This window comes from Bacteroidetes bacterium GWF2_43_63, assembly GCA_001769275.1.
Classification (GTDB): Bacteria; Bacteroidota; Bacteroidia; order Bacteroidales; family DTU049; genus GWF2-43-63.
The window spans coordinates 52,595-75,889 of record MEOQ01000045.1; the positions used below are offsets into that span (position 1 = coordinate 52,595).

Annotated in this window: 20 protein-coding genes; 15 read left to right on the forward strand and 5 right to left on the reverse strand. The window is 43.3% G+C overall.

All coding sequences use genetic code 11. The features are described 5' to 3' along the window. The first annotated feature begins 94 nt into the window (after positions 1–94). From A2W93_10145 to A2W93_10160, 4 genes are all read left to right on the forward strand, one after another. Positions 95–865 carry a hypothetical protein gene (locus tag A2W93_10145; GenBank protein OFY52884.1) on the forward strand — a complete coding sequence of 257 codons (771 nt, stop codon included), beginning with the start codon at positions 95–97 and terminating at the stop codon, positions 863–865. A 170-nt stretch (positions 866–1,035) separates the two neighbouring features. Then, positions 1,036–2,544, forward strand: a complete 1,509-nt coding sequence (locus A2W93_10150) for a replicative DNA helicase (GenBank protein OFY53000.1) — start codon at positions 1,036–1,038, stop codon at positions 2,542–2,544. A gap of 33 nt (positions 2,545–2,577) precedes the next feature. Beyond that, entirely contained in the window at positions 2,578–3,843 is a 1,266-nt protein-coding gene (locus tag A2W93_10155; protein ID OFY52885.1) for an asparagine synthetase B, read from the forward strand. Between the two features lie 99 nt (positions 3,844–3,942). Further along, positions 3,943–5,772 carry a menaquinone biosynthesis decarboxylase gene (locus A2W93_10160; GenBank protein ID OFY52886.1) on the forward strand — a complete coding sequence of 610 codons (1,830 nt, stop codon included), beginning with the start codon at positions 3,943–3,945 and terminating at the stop codon, positions 5,770–5,772. Positions 5,773–5,877: 105 nt separating this feature from the next. Here the strand turns inward: A2W93_10160 and A2W93_10165 are convergent, their stop codons facing one another. Then, positions 5,878–6,837, reverse strand: a complete 960-nt coding sequence (locus A2W93_10165) for a UDP-glucose 4-epimerase (protein ID OFY52887.1) — start codon at positions 6,835–6,837, stop codon at positions 5,878–5,880. Positions 6,838–7,129: 292 nt separating this feature from the next. On the opposite strand from A2W93_10165, the gene A2W93_10170 reads away from it, so the two are divergent. The 3 genes from A2W93_10170 to A2W93_10180 all read left to right on the forward strand — a co-directional run bounded on the left by A2W93_10170 (position 7,130) and on the right by A2W93_10180 (position 10,635). After that, entirely contained in the window at positions 7,130–8,377 is a 1,248-nt protein-coding gene (locus A2W93_10170; protein ID OFY52888.1) for a glycine C-acetyltransferase, read from the forward strand. A gap of 328 nt (positions 8,378–8,705) precedes the next feature. Beyond that, the gene (locus A2W93_10175) at positions 8,706–9,413 is read left to right on the forward strand and encodes a hypothetical protein (GenBank protein ID OFY52889.1); all 708 of its coding nucleotides are present in this window, start codon (positions 8,706–8,708) and stop codon (positions 9,411–9,413) included. Next, positions 9,388–10,635, forward strand: coding sequence for a 3-phosphoshikimate 1-carboxyvinyltransferase (locus A2W93_10180; GenBank protein OFY52890.1), 1,248 nt, complete (start codon positions 9,388–9,390; stop codon positions 10,633–10,635). Before A2W93_10175 ends, A2W93_10180 begins: the two co-directional genes overlap by 26 nt. 237 nt (positions 10,636–10,872) lie before the next feature. Here the strand turns inward: A2W93_10180 and A2W93_10185 are convergent, their stop codons facing one another. Then, the gene (locus A2W93_10185) at positions 10,873–11,532 is read right to left on the reverse strand and encodes a hypothetical protein (GenBank protein ID OFY53001.1); all 660 of its coding nucleotides are present in this window, start codon (positions 11,530–11,532) and stop codon (positions 10,873–10,875) included. Between the two features lie 79 nt (positions 11,533–11,611). On the opposite strand from A2W93_10185, the gene A2W93_10190 reads away from it, so the two are divergent. After that, positions 11,612–11,926, forward strand: coding sequence for a hypothetical protein (locus tag A2W93_10190; protein ID OFY52891.1), 315 nt, complete (start codon positions 11,612–11,614; stop codon positions 11,924–11,926). Further along, the gene (locus A2W93_10195) at positions 11,881–12,501 is read left to right on the forward strand and encodes a hypothetical protein (GenBank protein OFY52892.1); all 621 of its coding nucleotides are present in this window, start codon (positions 11,881–11,883) and stop codon (positions 12,499–12,501) included. Before A2W93_10190 ends, A2W93_10195 begins: the two co-directional genes overlap by 46 nt. 48 nt (positions 12,502–12,549) lie before the next feature. On the opposite strand, the gene A2W93_10200 is transcribed toward A2W93_10195, so the two are convergent. Continuing rightward, positions 12,550–13,161, reverse strand: coding sequence for a hypothetical protein (locus A2W93_10200; GenBank protein ID OFY52893.1), 612 nt, complete (start codon positions 13,159–13,161; stop codon positions 12,550–12,552). A 51-nt stretch (positions 13,162–13,212) separates the two neighbouring features. Between A2W93_10200 and A2W93_10205 the strand changes: the two genes are divergently transcribed. The 4 genes from A2W93_10205 to A2W93_10220 are packed head-to-tail and all read left to right on the forward strand — an operon-like array spanning position 13,213 to position 16,131. Then, a complete protein-coding gene (locus tag A2W93_10205) occupies positions 13,213–14,355 on the forward strand; it encodes a hypothetical protein (protein OFY52894.1) in 1,143 nt (380 codons plus the stop codon). A gap of 42 nt (positions 14,356–14,397) precedes the next feature. Then, the gene (locus tag A2W93_10210) at positions 14,398–15,150 is read left to right on the forward strand and encodes a monofunctional biosynthetic peptidoglycan transglycosylase (protein ID OFY52895.1); all 753 of its coding nucleotides are present in this window, start codon (positions 14,398–14,400) and stop codon (positions 15,148–15,150) included. Further along, positions 15,107–15,628 carry a prolyl-tRNA editing protein gene (locus A2W93_10215; protein ID OFY52896.1) on the forward strand — a complete coding sequence of 174 codons (522 nt, stop codon included), beginning with the start codon at positions 15,107–15,109 and terminating at the stop codon, positions 15,626–15,628. Before A2W93_10210 ends, A2W93_10215 begins: the two co-directional genes overlap by 44 nt. A gap of 17 nt (positions 15,629–15,645) precedes the next feature. Then, positions 15,646–16,131, forward strand: a complete 486-nt coding sequence (locus A2W93_10220; protein OFY52897.1) for a hypothetical protein — start codon at positions 15,646–15,648, stop codon at positions 16,129–16,131. A gap of 221 nt (positions 16,132–16,352) precedes the next feature. Here A2W93_10220 and A2W93_10225 read toward each other — a convergent pair whose 3' ends face one another. Both A2W93_10225 and A2W93_10230 read right to left on the reverse strand, forming a co-directional pair. Then, positions 16,353–17,474, reverse strand: a complete 1,122-nt coding sequence (locus tag A2W93_10225) for a hypothetical protein (protein ID OFY52898.1) — start codon at positions 17,472–17,474, stop codon at positions 16,353–16,355. Positions 17,475–17,717: 243 nt separating this feature from the next. Next, positions 17,718–19,613: an amidophosphoribosyltransferase gene (locus A2W93_10230; protein OFY52899.1), complete on the reverse strand. Its 1,896-nt coding sequence runs from the start codon at positions 19,611–19,613 to the stop codon at positions 17,718–17,720. Between the two features lie 585 nt (positions 19,614–20,198). On the opposite strand from A2W93_10230, the gene A2W93_10235 reads away from it, so the two are divergent. Beyond that, the gene (locus A2W93_10235) at positions 20,199–22,034 is read left to right on the forward strand and encodes a penicillin-binding protein 2 (GenBank protein OFY52900.1); all 1,836 of its coding nucleotides are present in this window, start codon (positions 20,199–20,201) and stop codon (positions 22,032–22,034) included. Further along, positions 22,031–23,293: a hypothetical protein gene (locus tag A2W93_10240; protein OFY52901.1), complete on the forward strand. Its 1,263-nt coding sequence runs from the start codon at positions 22,031–22,033 to the stop codon at positions 23,291–23,293. Before A2W93_10235 ends, A2W93_10240 begins: the two co-directional genes overlap by 4 nt. Positions 23,294–23,295 lie beyond the last annotated feature (2 nt).

Here is a 23,295-nt window from a genome sequence, read left to right on the forward strand (position 1 = left end):
CTTTTGAAAGATAATTTGTTTGAATTAATTGATAGTCCGAAAAAATTGTATTTTTGTGAATTGTCTCATAATGCTGTTTTAATTATTGTTAATTATGGAAACACAGGTTTCAGAAAATGTTGAAATCAAAAGAAAAATCTATCGTGAGAAATCCATCTGGGTAGGCACCATGCTTGGAAGTCCTTTGGTTGGCGGGTATATGATGGCTTCAAACTTCCGTGCTTTTAATGAAAAAAGCAAAGTCGGACAGACCTGGATAATCTCAGTTCTGATAACCGTGGTGGCGTTGTATTTGGCGTCTTTGATTCCGGATAGTTTCAGCAGGTTGGCAAATTTTCTGGTTCCTTCAATCAATGCCGGAATTGCAGCTGTGATTGCAAATAAATTGCAGGGCGACAGGATTGCAGAACATATTCGACAGGGTGGAAAAATATTTTCCGGATGGAGAGTGTTTCTGATCACTGTAATTGCGGTGGCTGCCATACTGACTGTAATTTTCGGATTTCTCTTTTTGGTAGTCGGGTCGCAGGAAATGTCCTGCAATTATTATGGCCCGGTCCAAAATGAACTTTGTTATAATGAATCGGAAGTTAGTCAGGCTGAAGTGGACCGGATGTCTCATTATTTGTACAGTACCGGTGTTTTTACTGATGACCAGATGATGTCGGTTCTTATGGAAAAATCCGGTGATACCTATTCAATTTCAATGATGTTTAACGATGGAGTGGAAAAAGATCCTGATTTTGTGATGATGGTGGAGTATCTGCGGCAGGATCTTGAAAAAGGAATGCAGAGTCCGGTATTTGTAAACATTTGTGCTCCAGACGATGTGTCAGATGTCAGGATGTGTGTTGATGGCAAATAGAAGGTCTGAATGGCTTTTTCTATCTCAGTAAAGAATCATACTCATATTATCGACAAAACAATAAATACAGTAGTCAAAATTTAATTTTCAACATTCAGAAATCCGACCGGGATATATCGTATTTTTGAAACATGGAAGAGAACAAGGATAAAAAGTATACAAAGCGTAACGTGAAACCTGCGCCAGTAAAGGCCTCTGCGTTGGATCACGGTCGCGTTCCGCCGCAGGCTGTCGATCTTGAAGAGGTTATTTTAGGCGCATTGATGCTTGAACAGAATGCATTAAATACTGTTATTGATATCATTCAACCCGACTCATTTTATAAAGAGGCTCATCGTTATATTTTCGAAGCCATTCAGTCTTTGTTTGCCCGCAGTTCGCCCATCGATATGCTGACCGTAATCGAAGAGCTCAAAAAACAAAGTAAACTTGAGCTGGTTGGTGGTGCTTATTATATTACCTACCTTACAAACCGGGTTGTGTCGAGTGCCAACATTGAATATCATGCTCGTATCGTTGCACAAAAATATATTCAGCGCCGCTTAATTGAAATTTCGACCGAAATCATCAATGATTCTTTTGAAGAAAGCACCGATGTTTTTGATTTGCTTGATAGTGCCGAAGATAAATTATTCAAGATAAACGAAGAAAATCTCCGTCGCAAAACAAACGGAATGGCGCAGCTGTTGCGGTCTGCCCGTGAAATGGTTGAATCGGCTTCGAAAAACGAAAACTCATTGTCTGGTGTGCCCAGTGGTTTTAAATCGCTTGACGCTGTAACAGCGGGTTGGCAGCGGTCCGATCTCATCATTCTTGCTGCCCGTCCGGGTATGGGGAAAACAGCATTTGTACTTTCAATGGCCCGCAACATGGCCATGGTCAACGAAGTTCCGGTGGCACTTTTTTCTCTTGAAATGAGTGCCATTCAGCTTGTTATGCGACTTATTGCATCTGAAGCCCGCATCAGCAGTGAGCGCCTGCGTACAGGAAAGCTGACAGCGCAGGAATGGAAAAGTCTGAACGACAATATGGACAATCTGTCCAAAGCCAAACTGTATCTCGATGATACACCCGCCTTGTCTGTATTTGAGCTTCGTGCAAAGGCCCGTCGTTTGAAACAGCAATACGATATTCAATGTGTGATTGTTGACTACCTGCAACTCATGACTTCTAAGGTGGATAAGAATGCTAACCGTGAGGTTGAAATTTCCACTATTTCGCGTTCACTGAAAGCTTTGGCGAAAGAACTAAGTATCCCGGTCATTTGTTTGTCTCAGCTGAGTCGTGAAGTTGAAAAACGCCCCGGCAGCAAACGTCCGCAGCTGTCCGATCTTCGTGAATCCGGTGCCATTGAGCAGGATGCCGATATCGTCATGTTTATTTATCGTCCTGAATATTACTTTAAAGAAGATGACAAAAACACAGATATTGAAGCTATCCGGAATAAAGCTGAATTGATTATTGAAAAACACCGTAACGGTCCTCTGACAACAATCAATCTGAAATTTCTCGGCGCCTATGCGCGTTTTTATGAAGAGAATGATGAAGATTTTTCGCAGGCTATACGAATACTTTCCGAAAGCGGGGCTTCAAATTCCGGCAGTTCATTTACCGTGCAATCAAAAATGAACAGCGATGGTCCCGGCGACGATTTTTCAATTCGTCATGGAGGTATCTGATTTTCGCATGATATTTGACAAGCGCCCGAAATTATGAAAGTTCGCATTTTTCTGATATTGATTTTTTTTGCCGTGTTGCCGCTTAGTTTGCAGGCAACTTATCTGTTGATTCCAATGGACAATTCGCAAAAAAATCATTTGAAAGCCTATGGAATAACTTTCTGGATTCTGACTAATAATGAGGAGGCCGAGTGGTTACTCAACTACAGAGGTGGAAGTTTTTTATGTTCGTTCTCAAAAACCATTCAGGAAGAATGTAATATTCGCGGGGTTTCGGTTGAAGTGATTTCTGATGCACAGGCAGCTTCCATCCGCTCCGAAATTGCCGATCCGTCCGTCAACATGGATGTCATTAAACTTTCGAAAGCGCCAAAAGTTGCTGTTTACGCGCCAAAAACGAACCTTCCATGGGATGACGCTGTGACACTCGTGCTCACGTATGCCGAAATTCCCTATGAGCAGATTTATGACGAAGAAGTGCTGCGTGGCGATCTGCCCAAATACGACTGGTTGCATCTTCATCACGAAGATTTCACCGGACAGTATGGAAAATTCTGGGCGAACTATCAGAATACAGATTGGTATCAGCACGATGTGGCTGAATCGGAAAAAGCGGCCAAATCGCTTGGGTTTTCAAAGGTCTCGCAAATGAAACTGAGTGTCGCAAAAAAAATCCGTGATTTTGTAGCGGGTGGCGGTTATCTTTTTTCAATGTGCAGTGCACCCGACAGCTATGATATTGCATTAGCTGCTGAAGGTGTCGATATCTGTGCTTCGCAGTTCGATGGTGATCCGATGGATCCGCAGGCGCAGAGCAAACTTGATTATTCCAAAACTTTTGCATTTGAGAATTTTAAAATCAGCACCAATCCCTACGAATACGAAGTTTCTAACATAGATGTGTCTCTTACACGCCGCGCTATGAGCCCGAAAGATGATTATTTCGCACTCTTTGAGTTTTCGGCAAAATGGGACCCAGTGCCAACAATGCTTTGTCAGGATCATGAAAAAATCATTAAGGGTTTTATGGGTCAGACAACTGCTTTTAATTCTGCGACCCTGAAATCGTCGGTGCTTGTAATGGGCGAATTTAAATCCATCAAAGAAGCCCGATACATTCATGGAGAATATGGCAAGGGAACATGGACTTTTTTGGCCGGTCATGATCCGGAAGATTATCAGCATTTTGTGTATGATCCACCGACGGAACTGGACCTGTTTCCAAACTCTCCGGGATACCGGCTTATTTTGAACAATGTTTTATTTCCTGCAGCAAAAAAGAAACTGCAGAAAACGTAGTATATATAACGGCTTCAAGTCATTCGTGGAAAACGGTTTTCTCAGTGCACTTCAATCCCATTAATAATTCTTTTCTTTGTTTTGAAATTCGGAAATCAGATGGCTTTTTATTCACTCAGCGAAATAGTTGAATTGCTACGCAAACGCGGTCTGGTTGCGGAAATCCGAACGGAGGTCAATACTGAACTTGAAGCATCCGAAATAGCAGATCGTTTTGCAAGTGATGAAAATCGCAGCAGGCCTTTGTTGTTCACTCAAAACGGAACAGATTTTCCGCTGCTGATGAATTTGTTTGCGAATAAAAAAATTACTGACGAATTACTGAATCTGAATGGCGCAGAAGGATATTTTTCGCGTGTGCAGAATCTGCTCTCGATGATGGACTCAAAGCCGCGCCTGTCGCGCAAAAGCATTGGGTCGCTGATGAGTCTTCGAAAAACATCACCAAAGAAATTGCATCGCCGCGGCAAGTGCATGAAGGTTGTTCAGAAAGAGCCCGATCTGAATTTGCTTCCAATTATCAAGTGCTGGCCGCATGATGGCGGGCGTTTTCTGACGCTCCCTTTGGTTCATACGATTGATCCGGACACCGGACAACAGAACACCGGAATGTACCGAATGCAGGTTTTCGACGGACAGTCAACAGGCATGCACTGGCACCGGCACAAAGGGGGTGCAGCGCATTTCGAAGCCTGGAAGAAAAAAGGAAAACGCATGCCGGTAACGGTGACCCTGGGCGGAGATCCGGTGCTGACCTATGTTTCAACGGCACCACTGCCCGAAGGAATAAGCGAATACATGCTCGCCGGTTTTCTCAAAAACGAACGCGCACGTTTAGTAAAAAGTCACAACAGCAATATCTGGATTCCTGAATGCAGCGATTTTGTAATCGAAGGATATATCGATCCTGCCGAGCCATTGCGCACCGAAGGCCCATTTGGTGATCATACAGGGTTTTATTCTTTGCCTGATGAATATCCGGTATTTCACATCACGCGCATTTCGCACCGCAAAAAAGCGGTTTATCCGGCAACATTGGTTGGCGTTCCTCCAAAAGAAGATCAATTTCTTGGACATGCAACTTCGCAGATTTTCTTTCCATTGATTCAGAAAATATTTGTACCCGAAATTCTTGATATGTATTTGCCGGCTGCAGGCGGATTTCATAATCTCGCGCTGGTGAAAATCAAAAAGAGTTTTCCCGGTCAGGCTGTGAAAGTGATGCATGCTTTATGGGGGGCCGGGCAGATGATGTTCACTAAAGTAATTATGGTTTTCAGCGAAGATGTGGATATCCGTAATCCGCGTGCAGTGCTCGATGCAATAGATGCCAATTTCAGTCCGGTGCATGATCTTCATTTATCTGCCGGCCCGTACGATGTGCTCGATCATGCAGCTCAATCATTCTCGCATGGCGGAAAGGCGGGATTCGATTGTACTTTGAAAACGGAAGAAAGAAAATCGAAATCAGCGAAAGAAACAGATGAAATCAACGAATCAATGCTGGTTTTCGGAAAGTCGGTACATGTAATATTTTCTGATCATGCAGTGGCCGAAAGTGGAAACTTGTTTCTGAACATGTCTGCCGGAGCTGATTCTGTAAAAAAAGGAATTTATATCATTACGGATACCCGCATGAAAGAAGCTTCGGATGATATTCTTCTGTGGTACGTTCTTGCAGCCATTGATCCAGCCAGAGATTTTTCACTGATTCGAAGTCTCCCGACAGAAGGTGTGTTGGTCATCAATGCCTGTGTGTATGGAAAACGCGCAGTGCCCGGCGGACGCTGGCCTGCAGCCACAATAATGAGTGACGAAATCATTCAGCTGGCCGATGAAAAATGGAATGACTATGAAATTGGCCCGCTCATCGAAAGCCCTTCAAAAAGACTGAGATTTCTGAAAAGCGATTCATATTTGAACCGGTGATTTGTATTTTGAAGATATAAAAAAAGCGCCGTACTTCCGCACAGCGCCTTCAAAATTTTAAAATCAAAGATTTCAGTTGAAATCTAAAATCGAATATCTAAAATCTTATATCAATCCCTGTTCGTGTTTGATCTTGATATTTTTGAGCATATCCTGGGTCATAGCATCGAGGTCGAACGACGGTTTCCATCCCCATTCCAGACGTGCGGCGCTGTCATCGATGCTTTCGGGCCAGCTGTTGGCAATGGCCTGTCGATAATCCGGTTCGTAAGTGATTGAAAAATCGGGTTGATATTTTTTAATGCTTTCTGCCAATTCTGCGGCCGAAAAACTCATTGCGCCAACATTGAAGTTTGAATGATGTTTCAATGATGTAAAATCTGCTTTCAATAAATCAATAGTAGCTTTGATACAATCGGGCATATACATCATCGGGAGTCGTGTTTCAGCGCTGACAAAGCAATTGTACTTATTGAATTTTACTGCATCGTAATAGATTGCGACTGCATAATCTGTTGTGCCGCCGCCGGGAAGTGTTTCATGGCTTATGATGCCGGGATAACGGAGTCCGCGGACATCAAGACCAAATTTCCGTACATAGTAATCGCCAAGTAATTCTCCGGCCACTTTCGTGATTCCATACATGGTGGAGGGCTCAAGAATAGTTTCCTGCGGAGTGTTTACACGCGGCGTGGTTGGTCCGAAAGCCGCTATGGAACTTGGAACCAGAACGCGATCCATTTTCATTTCGCGCGCCACTTCAAATGTATTTATAAGTGCATTTATGTTAACATCCCAGGCCAGTGCTGGATTTTTCTCGCCATTGGCTGAGAGAATAGCTGCGAGATTGATGATGGTATCAATGCTGTATTTTTTGCTTATTTCAGCAATGGCGTTGCGGTCACGGGCATCAAGAACCACCATGGGTCCTGTCGCCAGCGGTGAATTCTCGCGGATATTGATATCTGAAGCAATTACATGTTCGTTGCCGAAATCTTTTCTAAGAGCAAGAGTGAGTTCAGAGCCAATTTGCCCGAAGGCGCCTATAACAAGAATGTTTTTCATCAGGATGCGTTTGTTTTCTTGCGCAAAATTAGATTATTTTCACAGGAAATTTAGATTATTCTGCGATATTTTTGCAGCAATATACCTGATTGTCATCAATTGGCGCCGATATTAGTGTTGAAGCAATAGGCCAATTGTCTGTATTTGTATTTAATGTTCACGTGTTTGTTTCAAGTCCTGGAGGAAACAACTGTTAAAACTTAAAGAGTGACAGGTTCTGATATTTTCGATAGTTGGGCACTGATTGATCTTAAAAAAAAGTGTAGATTTGCCGGTATAAAATATTACAACCATGCAAGGGAAAGTGAAAGAATATCTGACAAAGGAACTGGCAGCCATACGCGAAGCTGGTCTTTTTAAAAATGAACGTATCATTGAAAGCGTACAGGGTGCAGAAATCACCGTAAAGGGGAAAAGAGTTCTGAATTTCTGCGCCAACAACTATCTGGGTCTTTCATCACATCCGGAACTGATTAAAGCTGCGCACGAAGAAATTGATCACCGCGGCTATGGACTTTCATCGGTCCGTTTCATTTGTGGAACACAGGACATTCACAAAGTTCTTGAGCAAAAAGTTTCTGACTTCCTGGGCATGGAAGACACTATCCTTTTCTCTTCTTGCTTCGATGCAAACGGTGCTGTTTTCGAACCACTTTTGGGTGAAAATGACGCAATCATCAGCGACGCACTCAATCATGCTTCAATCATTGATGGTGTGCGTCTTTGCAAAGCTCAGCGCTGGGCGTACAAACACAGCGACATGCGTGATATTGAGGAAGAAGATCAGGCTACCGGAAAAATGGCCAAAGGCCTTGAGCGCTGTCTAAAAGAAGCCCGCGAAAAAGGTTGTCGCTTCATTATGATTGCTACCGATGGCTCTTTCAGCATGGATGGCGACATTGCTGTTCTTGATAAAATTTGCGATCTGGCGGATAAATATGACGCTATGGTAATGGTCGATGACAGTCATTCAACCGGATTCCTTGGTAAAACAGGCCGTGGAACGCACGAATACCGCGGCGTTATGGGCCGGGTGGATATTATAACCACTACATTCGGAAAAGCATTGGGTGGCGCATCAGGCGGCTGCATCAGCAGTTCAAAGGAAATCATTGACTGGATGCGCAATAAAGCCCGTCCGTATTTGTTCTCAAACACCGTTGCTCCTTCTGTAGTTGGCGCGACCATTAAAGTTATGGATATTCTGACAGCTTCAACCGAGCTGCGCGACAAACTGGAAGCCAACACCAAAATGTTCCGCTCGAAAATGACCGAAGCTGGCTTTGATATTGTTCCGGGCGAGCATCCCATCACACCAATCATGTTCGGTAAATATCCGGATTGTTCAAAACTGGCTGTCAAATTTGCTGACCGCATGCTCGAAGAAGGCATTTATGTAATTGCTTTTTCGTTCCCGGTTGTTCCAAAAGGCAAAGACCGCATCCGCGTTCAGATTTCAGCCGGACATAGCACCGAGCAGATTGAAAAAGCCATTGCTGCTTTCACCAAGGTTGGCAAGGAACTCGGAATGCTAAAATAATTGTTGCTTGGCGACATTTGTATTTATAAGTAAAGGGTAAGAGCCGGAGAAATCCGGCTTTTTTTGTGCGCTTGAATTTTGCCACAAGGACACGAAGGCACAAAAACTGAATATTGAACAAGGAATAAGGAAATTTGAAGTAAGAAGTAAGTTTGAAGTAAATAGCCTTCAATATTCTCACTTCATTGTTATTTATTCAGGGTTCAAAGGACCGGGATCTCCCAGAAAACCAACGCGCGCCCAATATAGCTGCAGTGAGAATTGCCAAGAGGACACAAAAATATCCAATGCTTTTGCAGTTCAAAAATAATTTATGTACTTTTGAATTATGAGATTTGTTCCGGCCGATTCATATCGCAGACGCATTTGCTTATCCCTGTCGGGTAAAAGTTTTGATGAATGCCGCAGACAGCTGGGCGATGCGGTTTTTGCTGAACTTCGGCTTGACCGGATTGATATGTCTGAACTGGAAATCCGCAATCTGATTCAGGACGGATATGAATGGATTATTTCAGTCAGAGAACCCTTTTTACTTAAGAATAATTTTCGGGAATTATTCAAAGCTTCTTTGACTGGTAAAATTCGTTTTGTTGATTTTGATTTTCAGCTGATTTCTGACCCCCGCATGCAGGAGTTGCTTAAAATTGCACGTGATGCTGATTACAAAATTATGTATTCGTGGCACGACTTTGAAAAAACACCCAACCGTGAATATTTGTTGAAGAAACGCGAAGAGATTTTTGCTACAGGCCCCGATGCCATAAAAATGGTTTGCATGGCAAATACGATGGATGATGCTGCAACCATTTTATTTGCCTATCGCAATTTTAAAAATATTACAGCGTTTTGTTTAGGTGAAGAATGTAGTGAAACCCGCATTACAGCGATGAAATGGGGGCTTGGAATTTCGTATGCTCATCCGGACGATGCTGAAAGCACGGCTCCAGGCCAGTTTTCGTATTCCGACATGTTGGCTTTTGGTGAAATATTGGACAGAAAAGGAGAATTTTATGATCGAGCAGATTCAGCCATATAAAATTGAAGGTGTGCTGCAGGCCGTTGCTTCGAAAAGCTATCTGCAGCGGGCGCTGGCTATTGCCGGACTTGCAATGGGACCAACATTTATCCGCAATTACAATGCATCCGCAGATGCCATTGCTGCACAAAATATCATTTCGAAACTTGGCGCAAAAGTCAGGGGTGGAAGCCGTCTGCATATTGTTCCCGGCAAACCTGACCCCTCTTCTGAAATTATTTTTGATGCGGATGAATCTGGTCTGAGTTTACGCATGTTTTCTTTTATTGCAGCACTCTACGGAAGAGCAATCATGATGACTGGCAAGTATTCACTTTTGGCGCGGCCGGTCGAGCCCCTCGTTGAAGCATTGTTGCAATGCGGAATTCAGGTTAAAACCACCAATGGCGCATTGCCGCTCACGATTTGCGGACCGATTTCGAAAAATAAAATTGAGCTGGATGGTTCTTTCAGTTCACATATGCTGTCGGGCTTATTGATTGCTGCTCCGCTCCTGGAGCACGATACAGAAATTTCAGTACGCAATCTGGTGAGCCGGCCTTATATTGCAATGACGCTGAATATTATGCGGCAATTTGGTGTTGCCATCGAAAACAATAATTTCAGACAGTTCTATGTAAAAGGCCGTCAGCAGTATCAAGGGCAGGAATATAGTATTGAAGGTGACTGGAGCGCAGCTGCTAATTTTTTGGTAGGCGCTGCAGTTTCCGGAAAAGTTGAAATGACTGGATTGAATCAGAATTCGCTTCAGGCTGATATGAAAATCCGGGAGATTCTGGTTGACTTTGGTGCGCATGTAAATGTGCTCAATAATTTCATAAGTGTTAGTAAAAACGAGGCCAGGCCTTTCAAAGCCGACCTGACCGATTGTCCCGATTTATTTCCACCAGTGGTGGTACTTGCAGCCGCAGCAAATGGTGCTTCGGTGTTAACCGGCACTCAGCGCCTCATTCATAAAGAGTCGAACCGGTTTAAATCATTGCTTGCTGTGTTTTCGAAACTCGGGCTGAAGCTTGAACCACAGGGAAACGACCTGCATGTTTTTGGCGTCGGCTCGCTCCAGGGTGGTGAAGTTGACAGCTTCAACGATCACCGAATTGCCATGTGTGCAGCTATTGCCGCAACGCTGGCAAATTCGGAAATTAAGATCAGCAATGCTGAAGCAGTGAGTAAATCGTATCCCGATTTTTTTGCAGATCTGAGAAAAGTGATGGCGAAATAATAAATATAAACTAAGCCATTCAAGACGGCTTTTTCTAACGGGTAGATGTTACGACATTCCACCGTTTCGGCTAACTTCCGGGTTGACGTTTGACTTTATAAGCCGAAACATGGAACCGTCGTAACTACTGCAAAAACAACGGTTCCATGTTCTTCAGCTCCGGCGTCGCTTTCGAACGGTGGAATGTTGTTTTTGCATCCGACAACAATTTTTTGAAAGCCCCGATAAAATGTCGGGTTAGAACAGCGTCTCCCGAAACTCATTCAGTAAGCTTTCGTCGTCGTTTTTCGGATTGTTCACCCGCGAAGAAACGGGATAAAAATCAAATTCGAGTTGCCCGGATATTTTTGCAATGGTTGCTGCATCGGTATTGTTTGAAAGCCACTCATGCTGCAGTTCTTTGGGCACTACAAGGGGCATGCGTTCGTGAATATGTCTGATGTTTTGAGCAGCTTCGGTGGTGATGATGGTGAAAGTATTTACTTGTTGTCCGTCGGCATCCAGCCATGTATCCCAGAGCCCGGCCATAGCAAAGAGTTTTGCTTCTTTTGGTTTTATTACAAATGGCTGACGGTTTTTATCCTGCATCCATTCAAACCACGATGTGGCGGGAATAAGGCAGCGAGCGGTCTGTACAAGTTTGCGAAACGATGGTTTTTCGTGCAGTGTTTCAACCCGGGCATTGATCATTTTATTTCCGATGGCGGGATCCTTGGCCCACGAAGGAACAAGTCCCCAGCGAAACAACGACAGTGCACCGGGTTTAGTATTGGTGATAACACCCGCCACCTGCGATGGTGCAATATTATAGCGCGGCCTGAACTCAGGTGGTACCGCCAGATTCCACTCTTCTTCCAGGTCTTTTTTCTTTACATTGGCTGTGAAACGTCCGCACATGGTGTGTGGTTTTTTATATATACGAAGATATAGAATAAATGCAATTTTTGTATCTTTGTTCATATTCATGTTTTGCATAATGGAAGAAAATTCCGGACATATTTCAGTGGCAGATTTCTCAAAGCATATGTTTTGGGATGTGAATAAAGCGGAAATTGATTTAGTGCGCGATCGTCACTATGTTGTCAGGCAAGTATTCAGCTGTGGCCTGATGAATGACTGGAAGCTTATTTGCCGGTTGTATGGCATTCAGGAAATAGGCGAAATTGCAAAGCAGATACGGGATCTTGATCCAAAATCACATGCTTTTATTGCCTTGATTGCAAAAATACCTGAAGAGGATTTTTTATGCTACACTACGAAACAATCGACACCCCAACACTGGAACTTCTGAAAGACCTGATGCAGATTCCTGCTCTGAAAAATCTGCGTCTTGTTGGCGGAACCGGTCTGGCTTTACAAAAAGGTCACCGGAAGTCTGTTGATATTGATTTATTCGGATCGATTAAAACCGACGAAATTGAATTAATGAATTCGCTAAGCGTGTTTAAGGATATGAAAATCCTTCAGCAAACAAAAAACATTAAAGTATTTTCCATTAATAATATCAAGACAGACATTGTGAATTATCCCTATCCATGGTTGTTTTCTGGAGTTGAAACGGATGGAATCAGAATGGCAGATATCAGAGATGTTGCTGCAATGAAAGTGGCCGCTATTACAAACCGTGGAACGAAAAAGGATTTTATTGATTTGTGCTTTTTACTTCAGGATTTTTCTATTTCTGAAATAGTCGGATTTTATCTGACTAAATATATTGATGGTTCAGATTTTATGGCGCTGAGGAGCCTTGTTTATTTTTCTGATGCCGAAAGTGATCTGATGCCTGAAATGCTTATTCCTGGTGATTGGGACTCAATCAAAATTAAGATTAAGACCGAGGCTGAAAGATATCAAAAGTTAATATAACGCTTTTGGGAATTTTCTCACACGTGAAAAGGCAATTTGTTTTCTCATTTATATCAATCCCGTCCACGAATAGCGGTCGATGACGTTGCCGAATTTGGTTTGAAGAAATTTAAACGACGGCAGGAAATGTTTGCGTTCGAGATACACAAAATATTCGCGGGTGAGTACGTGAATGTCGTCGTCACTGGCATCCTCGGGAATCGTGAAGCGGTAATTCATATCGCGCAGAAGCCCGATGCGGGGCGCTTTTTCGAATACCGAAGCAAAAGTGGATTTAAATGGAAAATCGATGGCCAGTCCAAGATAATAATAACGTAGCAATGAATTGAAGCCATAGTTGCGATAGGCGCGTTTGGTAGCTCCACGTCCGAGCAGAATGCCGGGGAAGAGATCGAGATGCGCCGGAATGGTATAATGCAGCTTTTCTTCCGCTTCGTGGCGGGTTCGGATAAACTCACCACGCAACGACGACATCAGTTCATCCTTTTCGTTGAAAACGCCGAGAACAATGGCGATGTCGTCTACCTGGTTCCATTCGAGATAGGAATAATTGAGAACCTTGAATTGCGCCGATGACTCATAGGCCTCCTGCCGGACTGCAAACACAGCATCTGCATCGTTCTTATTCAACCTTCGTACGTAACCGATCCCCGTATTCATGTGCTAAAATAATATTGATTTGATCAAATTCCTAACTTTGTTAAAAAAATCATGGAAAATTTTATTTGGAATATACCGACACAAATGCATTTCGGAAAGGATGTATGTCTGAAAATGAGAACAATACTTCCGGCATTTGGTTCAAAAGTCTTGCTGATCAGAGGAGGCGAGTCTACGGTTAAAAACGGCGTCCGGCAGAAGATGATCAACGAAATTGAGAGTGCCGGATTGCAATGGAAAGAATTTTCAGGAGTGAAACCAAATCCCGAAATCGAAGAAGCCCGCGAAGCCGTGAAGATTGGCCGGGAGTTCGCCCCGGATGTGATTCTGGCCGTTGGCGGTGGCAGTGTAATTGATACGGCCAAAGCCATTGCAGCAGCGATTCCGGTCGATAACGATCCGTGGGATTTATATACAGGAAAACTGAAACCAAAAACAGCTGTTCCCATCATTGCTGTGCTGACACTGGCCGCGACCGGCACCGAGATGAATCCGTTCAGCGTGATGCAGAACAGAGCTGAAGGTGTGAAGACATCGTTCATGAGCCGGTTGGTGGCGCCAAAATACAGTTTTCTGGATCCGTCATTTACAGTGAGTGTACCGCGTGCGTATACTGCCTACGGAATTTCGGATCTTGTGGCGCACTCCATGGAAGCATGGTTTGGCGAAGGAGATGCAAGTCTTTCAGACCGTTTTACGGTGGCCATTATTCAGGAAGCAATCGAGTATGGACCTCGCCTGTTGAAGGAAGTGGACAATGTCGATCTGCGCGCACGCATCATGTATGCAGCTACCTGTGCGCTGAATGAGCTTACCATGTTTGGCCGCAAAAGTGGTGACTGGGGTGTGCATGGTCTTGGTCATGTGTTTTCATTACTCTATGGAATTCCGCATGGAGCAACGCTTTCGGCCATTTATCCGGCATGGATGAAACACATTGCCAAACGCGATTCAGCCCGCATTGCGGAATTTGGAAAAGCGGTATTCGGTGTTTCGGGTGTTGATCAAACCATTGAGCATACCATAAAAATGTATCGCAGTTTTTTAAGTCCGACAAATCTCAACGAAATGAAAATTGAAAGTTATGATGAGCATCAGGTGATCGATGCGATGATAAAATCAGAAGCTTCGGGATATCATTATTTACTTAATGAAGAGGATTATCGAGAAATACTGCAATTTATGAAAGCGTAGTCACTGCCATTTCTTTTTAACTTTGCAAAGCAAATTCAATTCATGGCTACCCTTAAAAAGAAAAAACGCTCGTTTTTCGGCCGTATATGGCGGTTTTGTCTGAAACTGGCATTGATGTTTTTTGTTCTTTCAATAGGATCTACGATTGTGTATCGATGGGTCAATCCGCCGGTAACACCATTAATGATCATTCGTCTTTTCGGCCAGAAAATGGAGGGAAAGGAATTGAAAATGGAATATGACTGGGTGGATATTGATTCCATCAGCACATATATGCCGCAGGCAGTCATCGCAGGCGAAGATGGTTATTTTTTATATCACAATGGTTTCGATTGGGATGCTATTGCGCAGGCACAGGAGTATAATAAGACGCATAAAATCAAGCGCGGCGCAAGCACCGTTTCGCAGCAAACTGCAAAAAATGTTTTTCTATGGCCAGACCGAACCTGGCTTCGCAAGGGGCTTGAAGTGTATTTTACTTTTTTGATAGAAACGTTTTGGAGCAAGGAAAGAATCATGGAAGTGTATCTGAATGTGATTGAATATGGCGAAGGAGTTTATGGTGTAGAGAAAGCTTCGCAAGGGTATTTTAAGCGATCCGCAAAAAAGCTGACCATGGATCAGGCCGCCACGCTGGTGGCGTGTTTGCCGAATCCGCGCAAATGGAACCCTGCGATTGCTCCGTCCATTATGTTTTCGCGAAAGGCAATTATTCTGCGCAATATGTATAACATCGGTCCGCAGACATTAGATAAACATCCATACAGCGAAGTCCGTGGAAAAAAGAGGCGATAAAGAAGTTTATGCATGGCTTGAGAAGCTCGGAATTGCGCATGATTATTACGAACATCCGCCGGCTCCGACAGCCGAAATTGCAGCGCAATACTGGAAAGACATTGATGCGGCGCATTGCAAGAATTTGTTTTTCCGCAACCACAAAGGCAATCAGCATTATCTGGTTATTTTTCATTATCAGCAGAATATTCTGATCCGGGATCTGGAGCAGCGTTTGAAGCAGGGAAAGCTCACATTTGCTTCACCCGAACGCATGGAGCGATATCTGAAAATCAGCCCCGGGAGCGTGTCTCCGTTTGGTCTCATTCACGACAAGGATCATCATATCATTGTATTTCTCGATGAAAATCTGCTGCAATACGACCGCATCAGTTTTCATCCGAATCTGAACGAAGCCTCTCTGGTTGTTGGGTTTGGGGATTTTATGAGATATTTGGAGGCGGTGGGGAATAGGTATGAGTTTTTGAGTTTGTATTAAGAATTAAACTGTACGAAATGCAAATGAATGATGCTGATAGAAAGCTAATCCAGTACCAATGCAGAGCAGGCTTTGTTGTTCCAAGCTTGCTGTTTTTTTCTTCGTTACTGGTTTCCTTTGCATTTTTGGTGAATAAAAAAAGTCTGAATTCTGACAAAGAATTTGTTTTTATAATTTGGCTATTGATCTCTTTGGTAGCGGCAATTCTGATATCATTTATCATGAACAGAAAATATTATCAAGATTTGCGCTTTGGAGAAAAGGAATGCAAAAAGAAAATCATCCAGAACACTATTCAAAGAACGGAATATGAGGCCGGAAGTGGCGTTGTAGGTCATTCAGCCATGGAAATGAAAGCTTTTACCCGTTACGATATCATCGTCGAAAACATCGCTTATCAAGTTGAAGTAGATTTTTATTTGCATAGTAAAAAGGGAGATGCAGTTCTCTTTTATTATGCCAGTAAAAGCAGGTTTTTATTAGGCTTCGAATTGGAAAAATAATAAAACAGTGTTATAAATAAATAGGAGAAATCCGCCGCGGCGGATGAGTTCCAGGTCGCTGTCTTCCTTCGATACAATTTTTTCTTCGTTTCCCTTCGAAAAAATCACTCAGGATGACAGCGATTTAGAGGCTGGGCGTAGTCTTTAATATAAAATACGCTGGGCGTAGTCTGGAGACTACGCCCTCCAGAAAAATATTAAAAGACTACGCCCAGCCATACTTATTTCATCAATTCCGAAATCATCCGGTCGGCAAACAACAGACCTGAACGCGAGAGTGCAAGAGACTTTTCGGTGATATGAAAATTATCAGATGCGTTTAATTTATGCACTTCTCTTTTTAATTCTTCCACGCTCTGTTCACCGAAAAGCTGTGTCATTTCATCAAGCTGAATGCCGCATACCATACGCAAACGAGTCAATAAAAATTCGTTGTAGCGATCAGTATCATTTAATGTTTCACTTTCGAAAACCGGCTTCCGATCATTGATTCCGGTAATATACTGTTGAAGATCCGACACATTCCACGATCTTGTTTTTCCGTCGAACGAATGGGCCGATGGCCCGAGACCAAGGTATGGCGCGCCTTTCCAATAGGCACTGTTGTGTTTCGATTCAAATCCGGGAAAACAAAAATTGCTGATTTCATATTGCAGAAAGCCACATGCTTCGGCTTTTTCAACAGCTCTGATGTATTCTGACGCCTGAAAATCTTCGTCGGTGTTTTGCAGAACGCCTTTATTGATGCGGTTTTCGAGTATTGTACCTTTTTCAACAGTGAGCGAATACATACTGAGATGCTTCACGCCAAGATTTTTTATTTCTTCAATGCTTTTCAAAACTGTTTCCGGATCAGATTCTGGAATGCCATGAATAAGATCGGCGCTCACATTATCGAAACCCGCATGAATTATATCTCTCAACGCCTGATGTGCACGAGAGGCATCGTGTTTGCGCCCAAGATATTTCAAATCGTTATTATCGAAAGACTGAACGCCGATGCTGATTCTGCTCACTCCCTGATTTTTCCAGAAAGAGAGTTTTTCCGGAGTGACATCATCTGGATTGGCTTCCAGTGTGACTTCTGCATTGGCTTCAATAGCGTAATATTTATGAATTGCGGAAATGATCTCACTGAATTCCTGCTCTGAGAGTAGCGAGGGCGTTCCCCCGCCGAAATAAATTGTCTGTAAAGGGTTTATTATTTCATCTTTTCGCAACTCCATTTCGCCAATAAGCGCTTGCATAAATTCACTGTGCCATTTTTTTGTTGCAAGCGAAAAGAAATCGCAATATGGGCACTTCGAATGGCAGAATGGAATATGGATGTAGAGATGAGACATTTGCAGTGGTCAGAGAGTGGTTATTGGTTAATAGTTAACGGTTATTGGTTGGCGGTTGTTGGTTAGTGATACGTTGTAAAGTGTATTTTTACTGGCTACTTACCATTGGTTACTCACCACTATCACGTGCCTTTAAGAACTTTACAACCGAGACACGAAGTGGCGAGCTCATGAACACAATTAAAAGCAATTTAACGGGTGAATAAACTTTCAACTTTCAACTTTCCACTTTAGCACGAAGTGCTAGTAAGCACGTTCGTTGCGGCCTTCAATGAAATTAATGAACGATTGAGTTACCACACGATTGCCTCCGGGCGTAGGATAATCGCCGGTGAAATACCAATCACCTTTGGTTTTCAGTGCCAGATGCATGTTTTCGATGCTTTGATATACAACATTGATTTTTGCATTGATGCCTTTGGGTGTAATCATCATGGCAATTTTTTCCGAAATCTGATTGGCGGTAAACGGCTTGTAAATTTTCTTTACATGATTTACCATTTCTTCTTTCGGTTTGCCGATCTGTTCTTTGCAGAGACGGTACACTTCGTCGATAACATTGGTTTGTTTTGTGTCGTGCAGCAATTCGATGGCAGCGCGGAAAGCAATGAAATCGCTGAGTTTGGCCATGTCGATTCCATAGCAGTCGGGGTAACGGATTTGCGGAGCTGACGACGCCACAAGTATGCTTTTCGGCTCGAGACGATCCAGAATTTTTATAATGCTTTGCCGCAGTGTTGTCCCGCGCACAATGGAATCGTCTATGACAACAAGATTGTCAATTCCATTACGCACCAGTCCATAGGTTACATCGTAGATGTGATCGACAAGATCTTCGCGTTCCTTATCAGTCGTAATGAAGGTGCGCATTTTCATATCCTTCACGGCAATGGTTTCAGCGCGCGGATGCAATTTTAATATTTCATCAATCGCTTCGGCCGATGGATTCTTTAATGCCAGGATTTTGTCGCGTTTTACTTTGTCCGTAAAATCAAGCAGGGATGCATACATTCCCATGAAAGCCACGATGGCAGTATTTGGAATATACGAAAAAACGGTGTTTTCGATGTCGTAATTAATGGCTTCGAGCACCTGCGGAACGATGAGCCGGCCTAGTTTTTTGCGTTCCCTGTAAATATCGGCATCGGTTCCGCGCGAGAAATAGATTCGTTCGAAGGAGCAATATTTTTCTTCTTTTGGTTCAATGATCTGTTCAACGGAATAGGAGCCGTCTTTTTTCACAATCAATGCCTGGCCTGGCTTTAGCTCCTGTACGTCTTCGTAATGAATATTAAAAGCTGTTTGAATAACAGGACGTTCGGAAGTTGCCACCACTATTTCATCGTTTGCATAATAGAATGCTGGCCGAATTCCGGAAGGATCGCGCAAAACAAAAGAGTCACCGTTACCAATCATGCCCGCGAGAACAAAGCCGCCGTCCCACAACGTGCTTGATTTGCGGAGGATGTTTGCAATGTTCAGCTCTTTGGTGATGTGATAAGAAATTTCAACGCGGGATAATCCTTCGGCTTTATAGCGTTGATAAAGCAAGTCGTTTTCTTCATCCAAATAATAACCGATTTGCTCCATGATGGTCACGGTGTCGGCCGTTTCGACCGGGTGTTGACCCATCTGAATCAGTTTCTGGAATAGTTCTTCAGCATTGGTCATATTGAAGTTTCCGGCCAGAATCAGGTTTCGGGTTTTCCAGTTATTGGGACGAATAAATGGGTGTACGTATTTAATGCTGTTTTTTCCGAAGGTTCCGTATCGCAAATGGCCAAGAAAAACTTCACCGGTAAAGTCAACATTTTCTTTCAAATAGTCAAGGTCGAGGTAGCGTGGTGATTGTGCGTTCTTAAGTTCATGCAGCGGAGCAAATGCCTGGTTGAAGGTATCGATGATTGGGGCAGACGAATTGCTTCTGATTCGATTGATGTAGGGCTTTCCGGGATGCATATCAAGTTTTACACACGCCAGGCCGGCTCCATCCTGGCCACGGTTGTGCTGCTTTTCCATAAGCAGCGACATTTTCTGAAGTGCGTAAACAGGGTTGCCGTATTTTGCCAGATAAAATTCCGCCGGCTTACGGAGGCGCAGAAATGCAATTCCACACTCATGCTTGATGGCTTCGCTCATTGCAGGGTTTGAATTTGTTGCAAATTTACTGAAAAACAATGAAATTATGAAATGGCTTTTTTAAAATATAGCTTTGGCGTTTATTACAATCTCTCGTTTATATCGGCGCTTCAGCGATTGAATACTTTGGTGACATTTTTTTATTCTTTTGCACCGACAGGGATTAGGCATTAAAAGGTCTGTAAATACTTCTGATTATTGCACCCGATACTGACTTAAAGCGCGCTATATCAAACTTTGTAACACAGAGTTTAACGGAGTACCCACAGAGGCGCACAGAGTAGATTTAATCGGGCAAAAGCCGATATCAATTACAGCAAAGTGAATTTGTAAGCGAGCTTTCAGAATTCGACATGCTGTAATTGATTAACTCAACTTCGTTGTGTCCTTTCCAATCGGCTTTTGTTTTTTTACTCCGATCCGCATCAGCGTATTAAATTACACTCTTTAAAAATTGCTGAGCTACTCTGTCTGACTACGATCCAGGAGGTTTATAAATGTTTAAATGCGTTGGTCCTGGTTGCATCGAATGTTTATCTCTTGCATGTCCGCCATAAACATTAAATTTGCACAGCTATAAGAGCCATGTCGGAACACAGAAGTTTTTCAAATCGCAAATTGTTTTTCTATGTCCTGTTTGCCGCAACAGGACTGGCTTTTATTATTAAGCTTTTTCTGATTCAGATTGTTAATGACAAGTACAAAGAGTCGGCCGACAACAATGCCTTGCGGTATATGTATGAGTATCCCGCCCGCGGCCTAGTGTACGACCGTTTTGGAAAACTGATTGTTTACAATAAGGCAACTTTTGACCTGATGGTTATTCCAAGGGAAATTGAAAACCTTGACACCTTGCGGCTTTGCAAGATTATTGGCATTTCAAAAGCGGAATACGATAAACGGATGAAGAAAGTTACTAATCTTTCCGGGTATCATCAACCGTCGATACTGGATAATGATTTGCCGGAAGAGGTGTACAGCCGTTTTCAGGAAGAGAGTTTCAGATTTAAGGGGTTTTATATTCAAAGCAGGACCAAGCGGGCATACACGATGCCGGTGGCACCGCATACGCTTGGTTATATTGGCGAGGCCAGTCCGTCTGTCATTGAAAAGGACCCTTATTATCGATCCGGAGATTACATTGGTATCAGCGGCCTTGAGAAGTCATACGAGAAGGAACTGCGTGGCGAAAAAGGTCTGCGCGTAATGGTTGTAGATGTTCATAATACGGTCCAGGGTAGTTTTAAAGACGGAGAACTTGACCGGATGCCGGTTTCAGGAAAAGATTTGTATTCAACCCTGGATCTTGAATTGCAGAATTACGCAGAGAGCCTGATGGTCAACAAACGTGGAGGCATTGTGGCCATTGAACCGGCCACAGGCGAGGTGCTGGCCATGGTGAGTGAACCTTCTTACGATCCAAATCTGCTTGTGGGCCGAACCCGTTCGAAACATTATGTCGAATTGCAGAATGATGTTCAGAATCATCCGCTGTACAATCGTGCAATCATGACAAGATATCCGCCCGGAAGCACTTTCAAGGTCGTGAATGGACTGGCTGGTTTGCAGGAAGGCATATTTGATGATCAAACAATGTTTTCGTGTTTTGGTGGTTATCGTCTCAGTGATTCTCACACCATCGATTGCCATTCGCATCCGAGTCCGCTTTCTATTCGAAATGCCGTTGCATATTCGTGCAACACCTGGTTTTGCTGGGCTTTCAAGAAGTTCGTCGACAGCGATAAATTCTCTTCTTCGCGCGAAGGCTATGAGCGCTGGCGCAATTATATTTATAAACTTGGGTATGGTCATGCGCTGGGAATCGATCTCCCAAATGAGTTTGGCGGCTATGTGCCGGAAGTTGACTATTACGACAGAATGCTGGGTCATCGAAAATGGCATGCAAACTCAATCGTTTCAGTTGCTATTGGCCAGGGAGAAATTGGTGCAACCCCTTTGCAACTTGCCAATCTGACCGCTATTATTGCCAACCGCGGATACTACATCACACCGCATGTTGTCAAGGCCATTGGCAATAAAAATAACATGAACACAAAATACATGAATCGTCATGAAACGGGCATTGATTCTAAGTATTATGAAATTATTGCAGATGGAATGGAATCGGCGGTGCTGAGTGGAACTGCTACGGTGGCTCAGATGGACGGAGTTGTGGTTTGTGCAAAAACAGGTACAGCCCAGGATCCGCCACGGAAAAACCATTCTGTTTTTATCGCATTTGCGCCAAAGGTAAATCCAAAAATCGCCATTGCCGTTCTGGTTGAAAACAGTGGATTTGGCGCTACCTATGCCGGCCCTATTGCCAGCCTGATGATTGAATACTATTTAAACAGAAAGATAGAACGCAAAGACCTTCAGGAAAGAATTCAAAACACTATACTGCTTAACCCGAACCAATGAGCCACTTTGAAAGCAAAACTGGAAAAATGGATTTCTGGGTGTTGTTTATTTACATCGCCCTGATGATCATTGGCTGGTTGAGCGTTTTTGCAACAGGGTACCGTGAAGGCACATTCAGTATATTCGATTTTTCGATGGCCTATGGCCGTCAATCGGTGTGGGTTCTGACTTCCGTGCTGATGGGACTGGCCTTATTGCTTATCGATGCACGATTCTTGCCGCGGGTTTCGTTTGGTTTTTATGTGGGTGTTTTGATTTTGCTTATTCTAGTTCTTATTATTGGCACTGTCACCTCTGGAAACCGCGCCTGGATTGAGCTTGGTGCCGGGGTAAAATTGCAGCCCTCGGAGTTTGCAAAATATGCAACGGCATTATTTCTGGCCAAGTATCTGAGTATCCCGGGAATAAAATTCAGTAACAAAAAAAACAGAAATACTATTTTCATTATTGTGCTGATTCCAACGTTGCTTGTTTTTTTACAGGGCGACACGGGCTCCGCTATTGTGTTTGGTTCATTTCTTTTGCTTTTTTTCAGAATCGGAATGCCGGGCTTTTTTATATTTCTGGTGATGTATGTTGCAGCACTTTTTGTTGCAACTCTTCTCATTAAACAAATTGTTCTTATAGTAATTCTGTTTGGAATATTTGCGGCTCTGATTTATATTTATCGTGAAAAGCGCAAGGAAATAATCCGTTATCTGATTATGTTTTTTGCATCTGCCATCTTTATCGTCAGTGTGAATTATATTTTTGGAACGGTGTTGAGACCTCACCAAAAAGACCGAATCAACGTGCTTATCGGCAAGGAATACGATCCAAAAGGCTCTGCTTTTAATGTGAATCAGTCGCTTATTGCCATTGGTTCCGGCGGCTTTTCGGGAAAGGGTTTTCTCGAAGGAACGCAGACAAAATACAATTTCGTTCCGGAACAGACAACCGATTTTATTTTCTGCACCATAGGTGAGCAGTGGGGTTTTGCAGGCAGTTCCATCATTGTAATATTGTATGTTTTTCTGCTGATCCGGCTTGTAATGATGGCGGAGAAACAGCGATCGGATTTCAGCCGGTATTATATTTATGCCGTTGCCGGTATTTTCTTTTTGCACTTTTTTGTAAACATAGGAATGACCATTGCTCTCGTGCCAGTTATTGGAATCCCGCTTCCATTCGTAAGTTACGGGGGTTCTTCGCTGTGGGCGTTTACGCTGATGCTCTTTACTGTTCTAAAACTGAACCTTCACCGAAACTCAGTTTTGTAGCT

Coding starts and splice junctions, on each gene's coding strand:
- A2W93_10170 (OFY52888.1), top strand. CDS start 7,130: ATGCAAGGGAAAGTGAAAGAATATCTGACAAAGGAACTGGCAGCCATA.
- A2W93_10205 (OFY52894.1), top strand. CDS start 13,213: ATGGAAAATTTTATTTGGAATATACCGACACAAATGCATTTCGGAAAG.
- A2W93_10190 (OFY52891.1), top strand. CDS start 11,612: ATGGAAGAAAATTCCGGACATATTTCAGTGGCAGATTTCTCAAAGCAT.
- A2W93_10220 (OFY52897.1), top strand. CDS start 15,646: ATGCAAATGAATGATGCTGATAGAAAGCTAATCCAGTACCAATGCAGA.
- A2W93_10225 (OFY52898.1), bottom strand. CDS start 17,474: ATGTCTCATCTCTACATCCATATTCCATTCTGCCATTCGAAGTGCCCA.
- A2W93_10165 (OFY52887.1), bottom strand. CDS start 6,837: ATGAAAAACATTCTTGTTATAGGCGCCTTCGGGCAAATTGGCTCTGAA.
- A2W93_10240 (OFY52901.1), top strand. CDS start 22,031: ATGAGCCACTTTGAAAGCAAAACTGGAAAAATGGATTTCTGGGTGTTG.
- A2W93_10235 (OFY52900.1), top strand. CDS start 20,199: ATGTCGGAACACAGAAGTTTTTCAAATCGCAAATTGTTTTTCTATGTC.
- A2W93_10160 (OFY52886.1), top strand. CDS start 3,943: ATGGCTTTTTATTCACTCAGCGAAATAGTTGAATTGCTACGCAAACGC.
- A2W93_10195 (OFY52892.1), top strand. CDS start 11,881: ATGCTACACTACGAAACAATCGACACCCCAACACTGGAACTTCTGAAA.
- A2W93_10185 (OFY53001.1), bottom strand. CDS start 11,532: ATGTGCGGACGTTTCACAGCCAATGTAAAGAAAAAAGACCTGGAAGAA.
- A2W93_10200 (OFY52893.1), bottom strand. CDS start 13,161: ATGAATACGGGGATCGGTTACGTACGAAGGTTGAATAAGAACGATGCA.
- A2W93_10210 (OFY52895.1), top strand. CDS start 14,398: ATGGCTACCCTTAAAAAGAAAAAACGCTCGTTTTTCGGCCGTATATGG.
- A2W93_10175 (OFY52889.1), top strand. CDS start 8,706: ATGAGATTTGTTCCGGCCGATTCATATCGCAGACGCATTTGCTTATCC.
- A2W93_10145 (OFY52884.1), top strand. CDS start 95: ATGGAAACACAGGTTTCAGAAAATGTTGAAATCAAAAGAAAAATCTAT.
- A2W93_10230 (OFY52899.1), bottom strand. CDS start 19,613: ATGAGCGAAGCCATCAAGCATGAGTGTGGAATTGCATTTCTGCGCCTC.
- A2W93_10155 (OFY52885.1), top strand. CDS start 2,578: ATGAAAGTTCGCATTTTTCTGATATTGATTTTTTTTGCCGTGTTGCCG.
- A2W93_10180 (OFY52890.1), top strand. CDS start 9,388: ATGATCGAGCAGATTCAGCCATATAAAATTGAAGGTGTGCTGCAGGCC.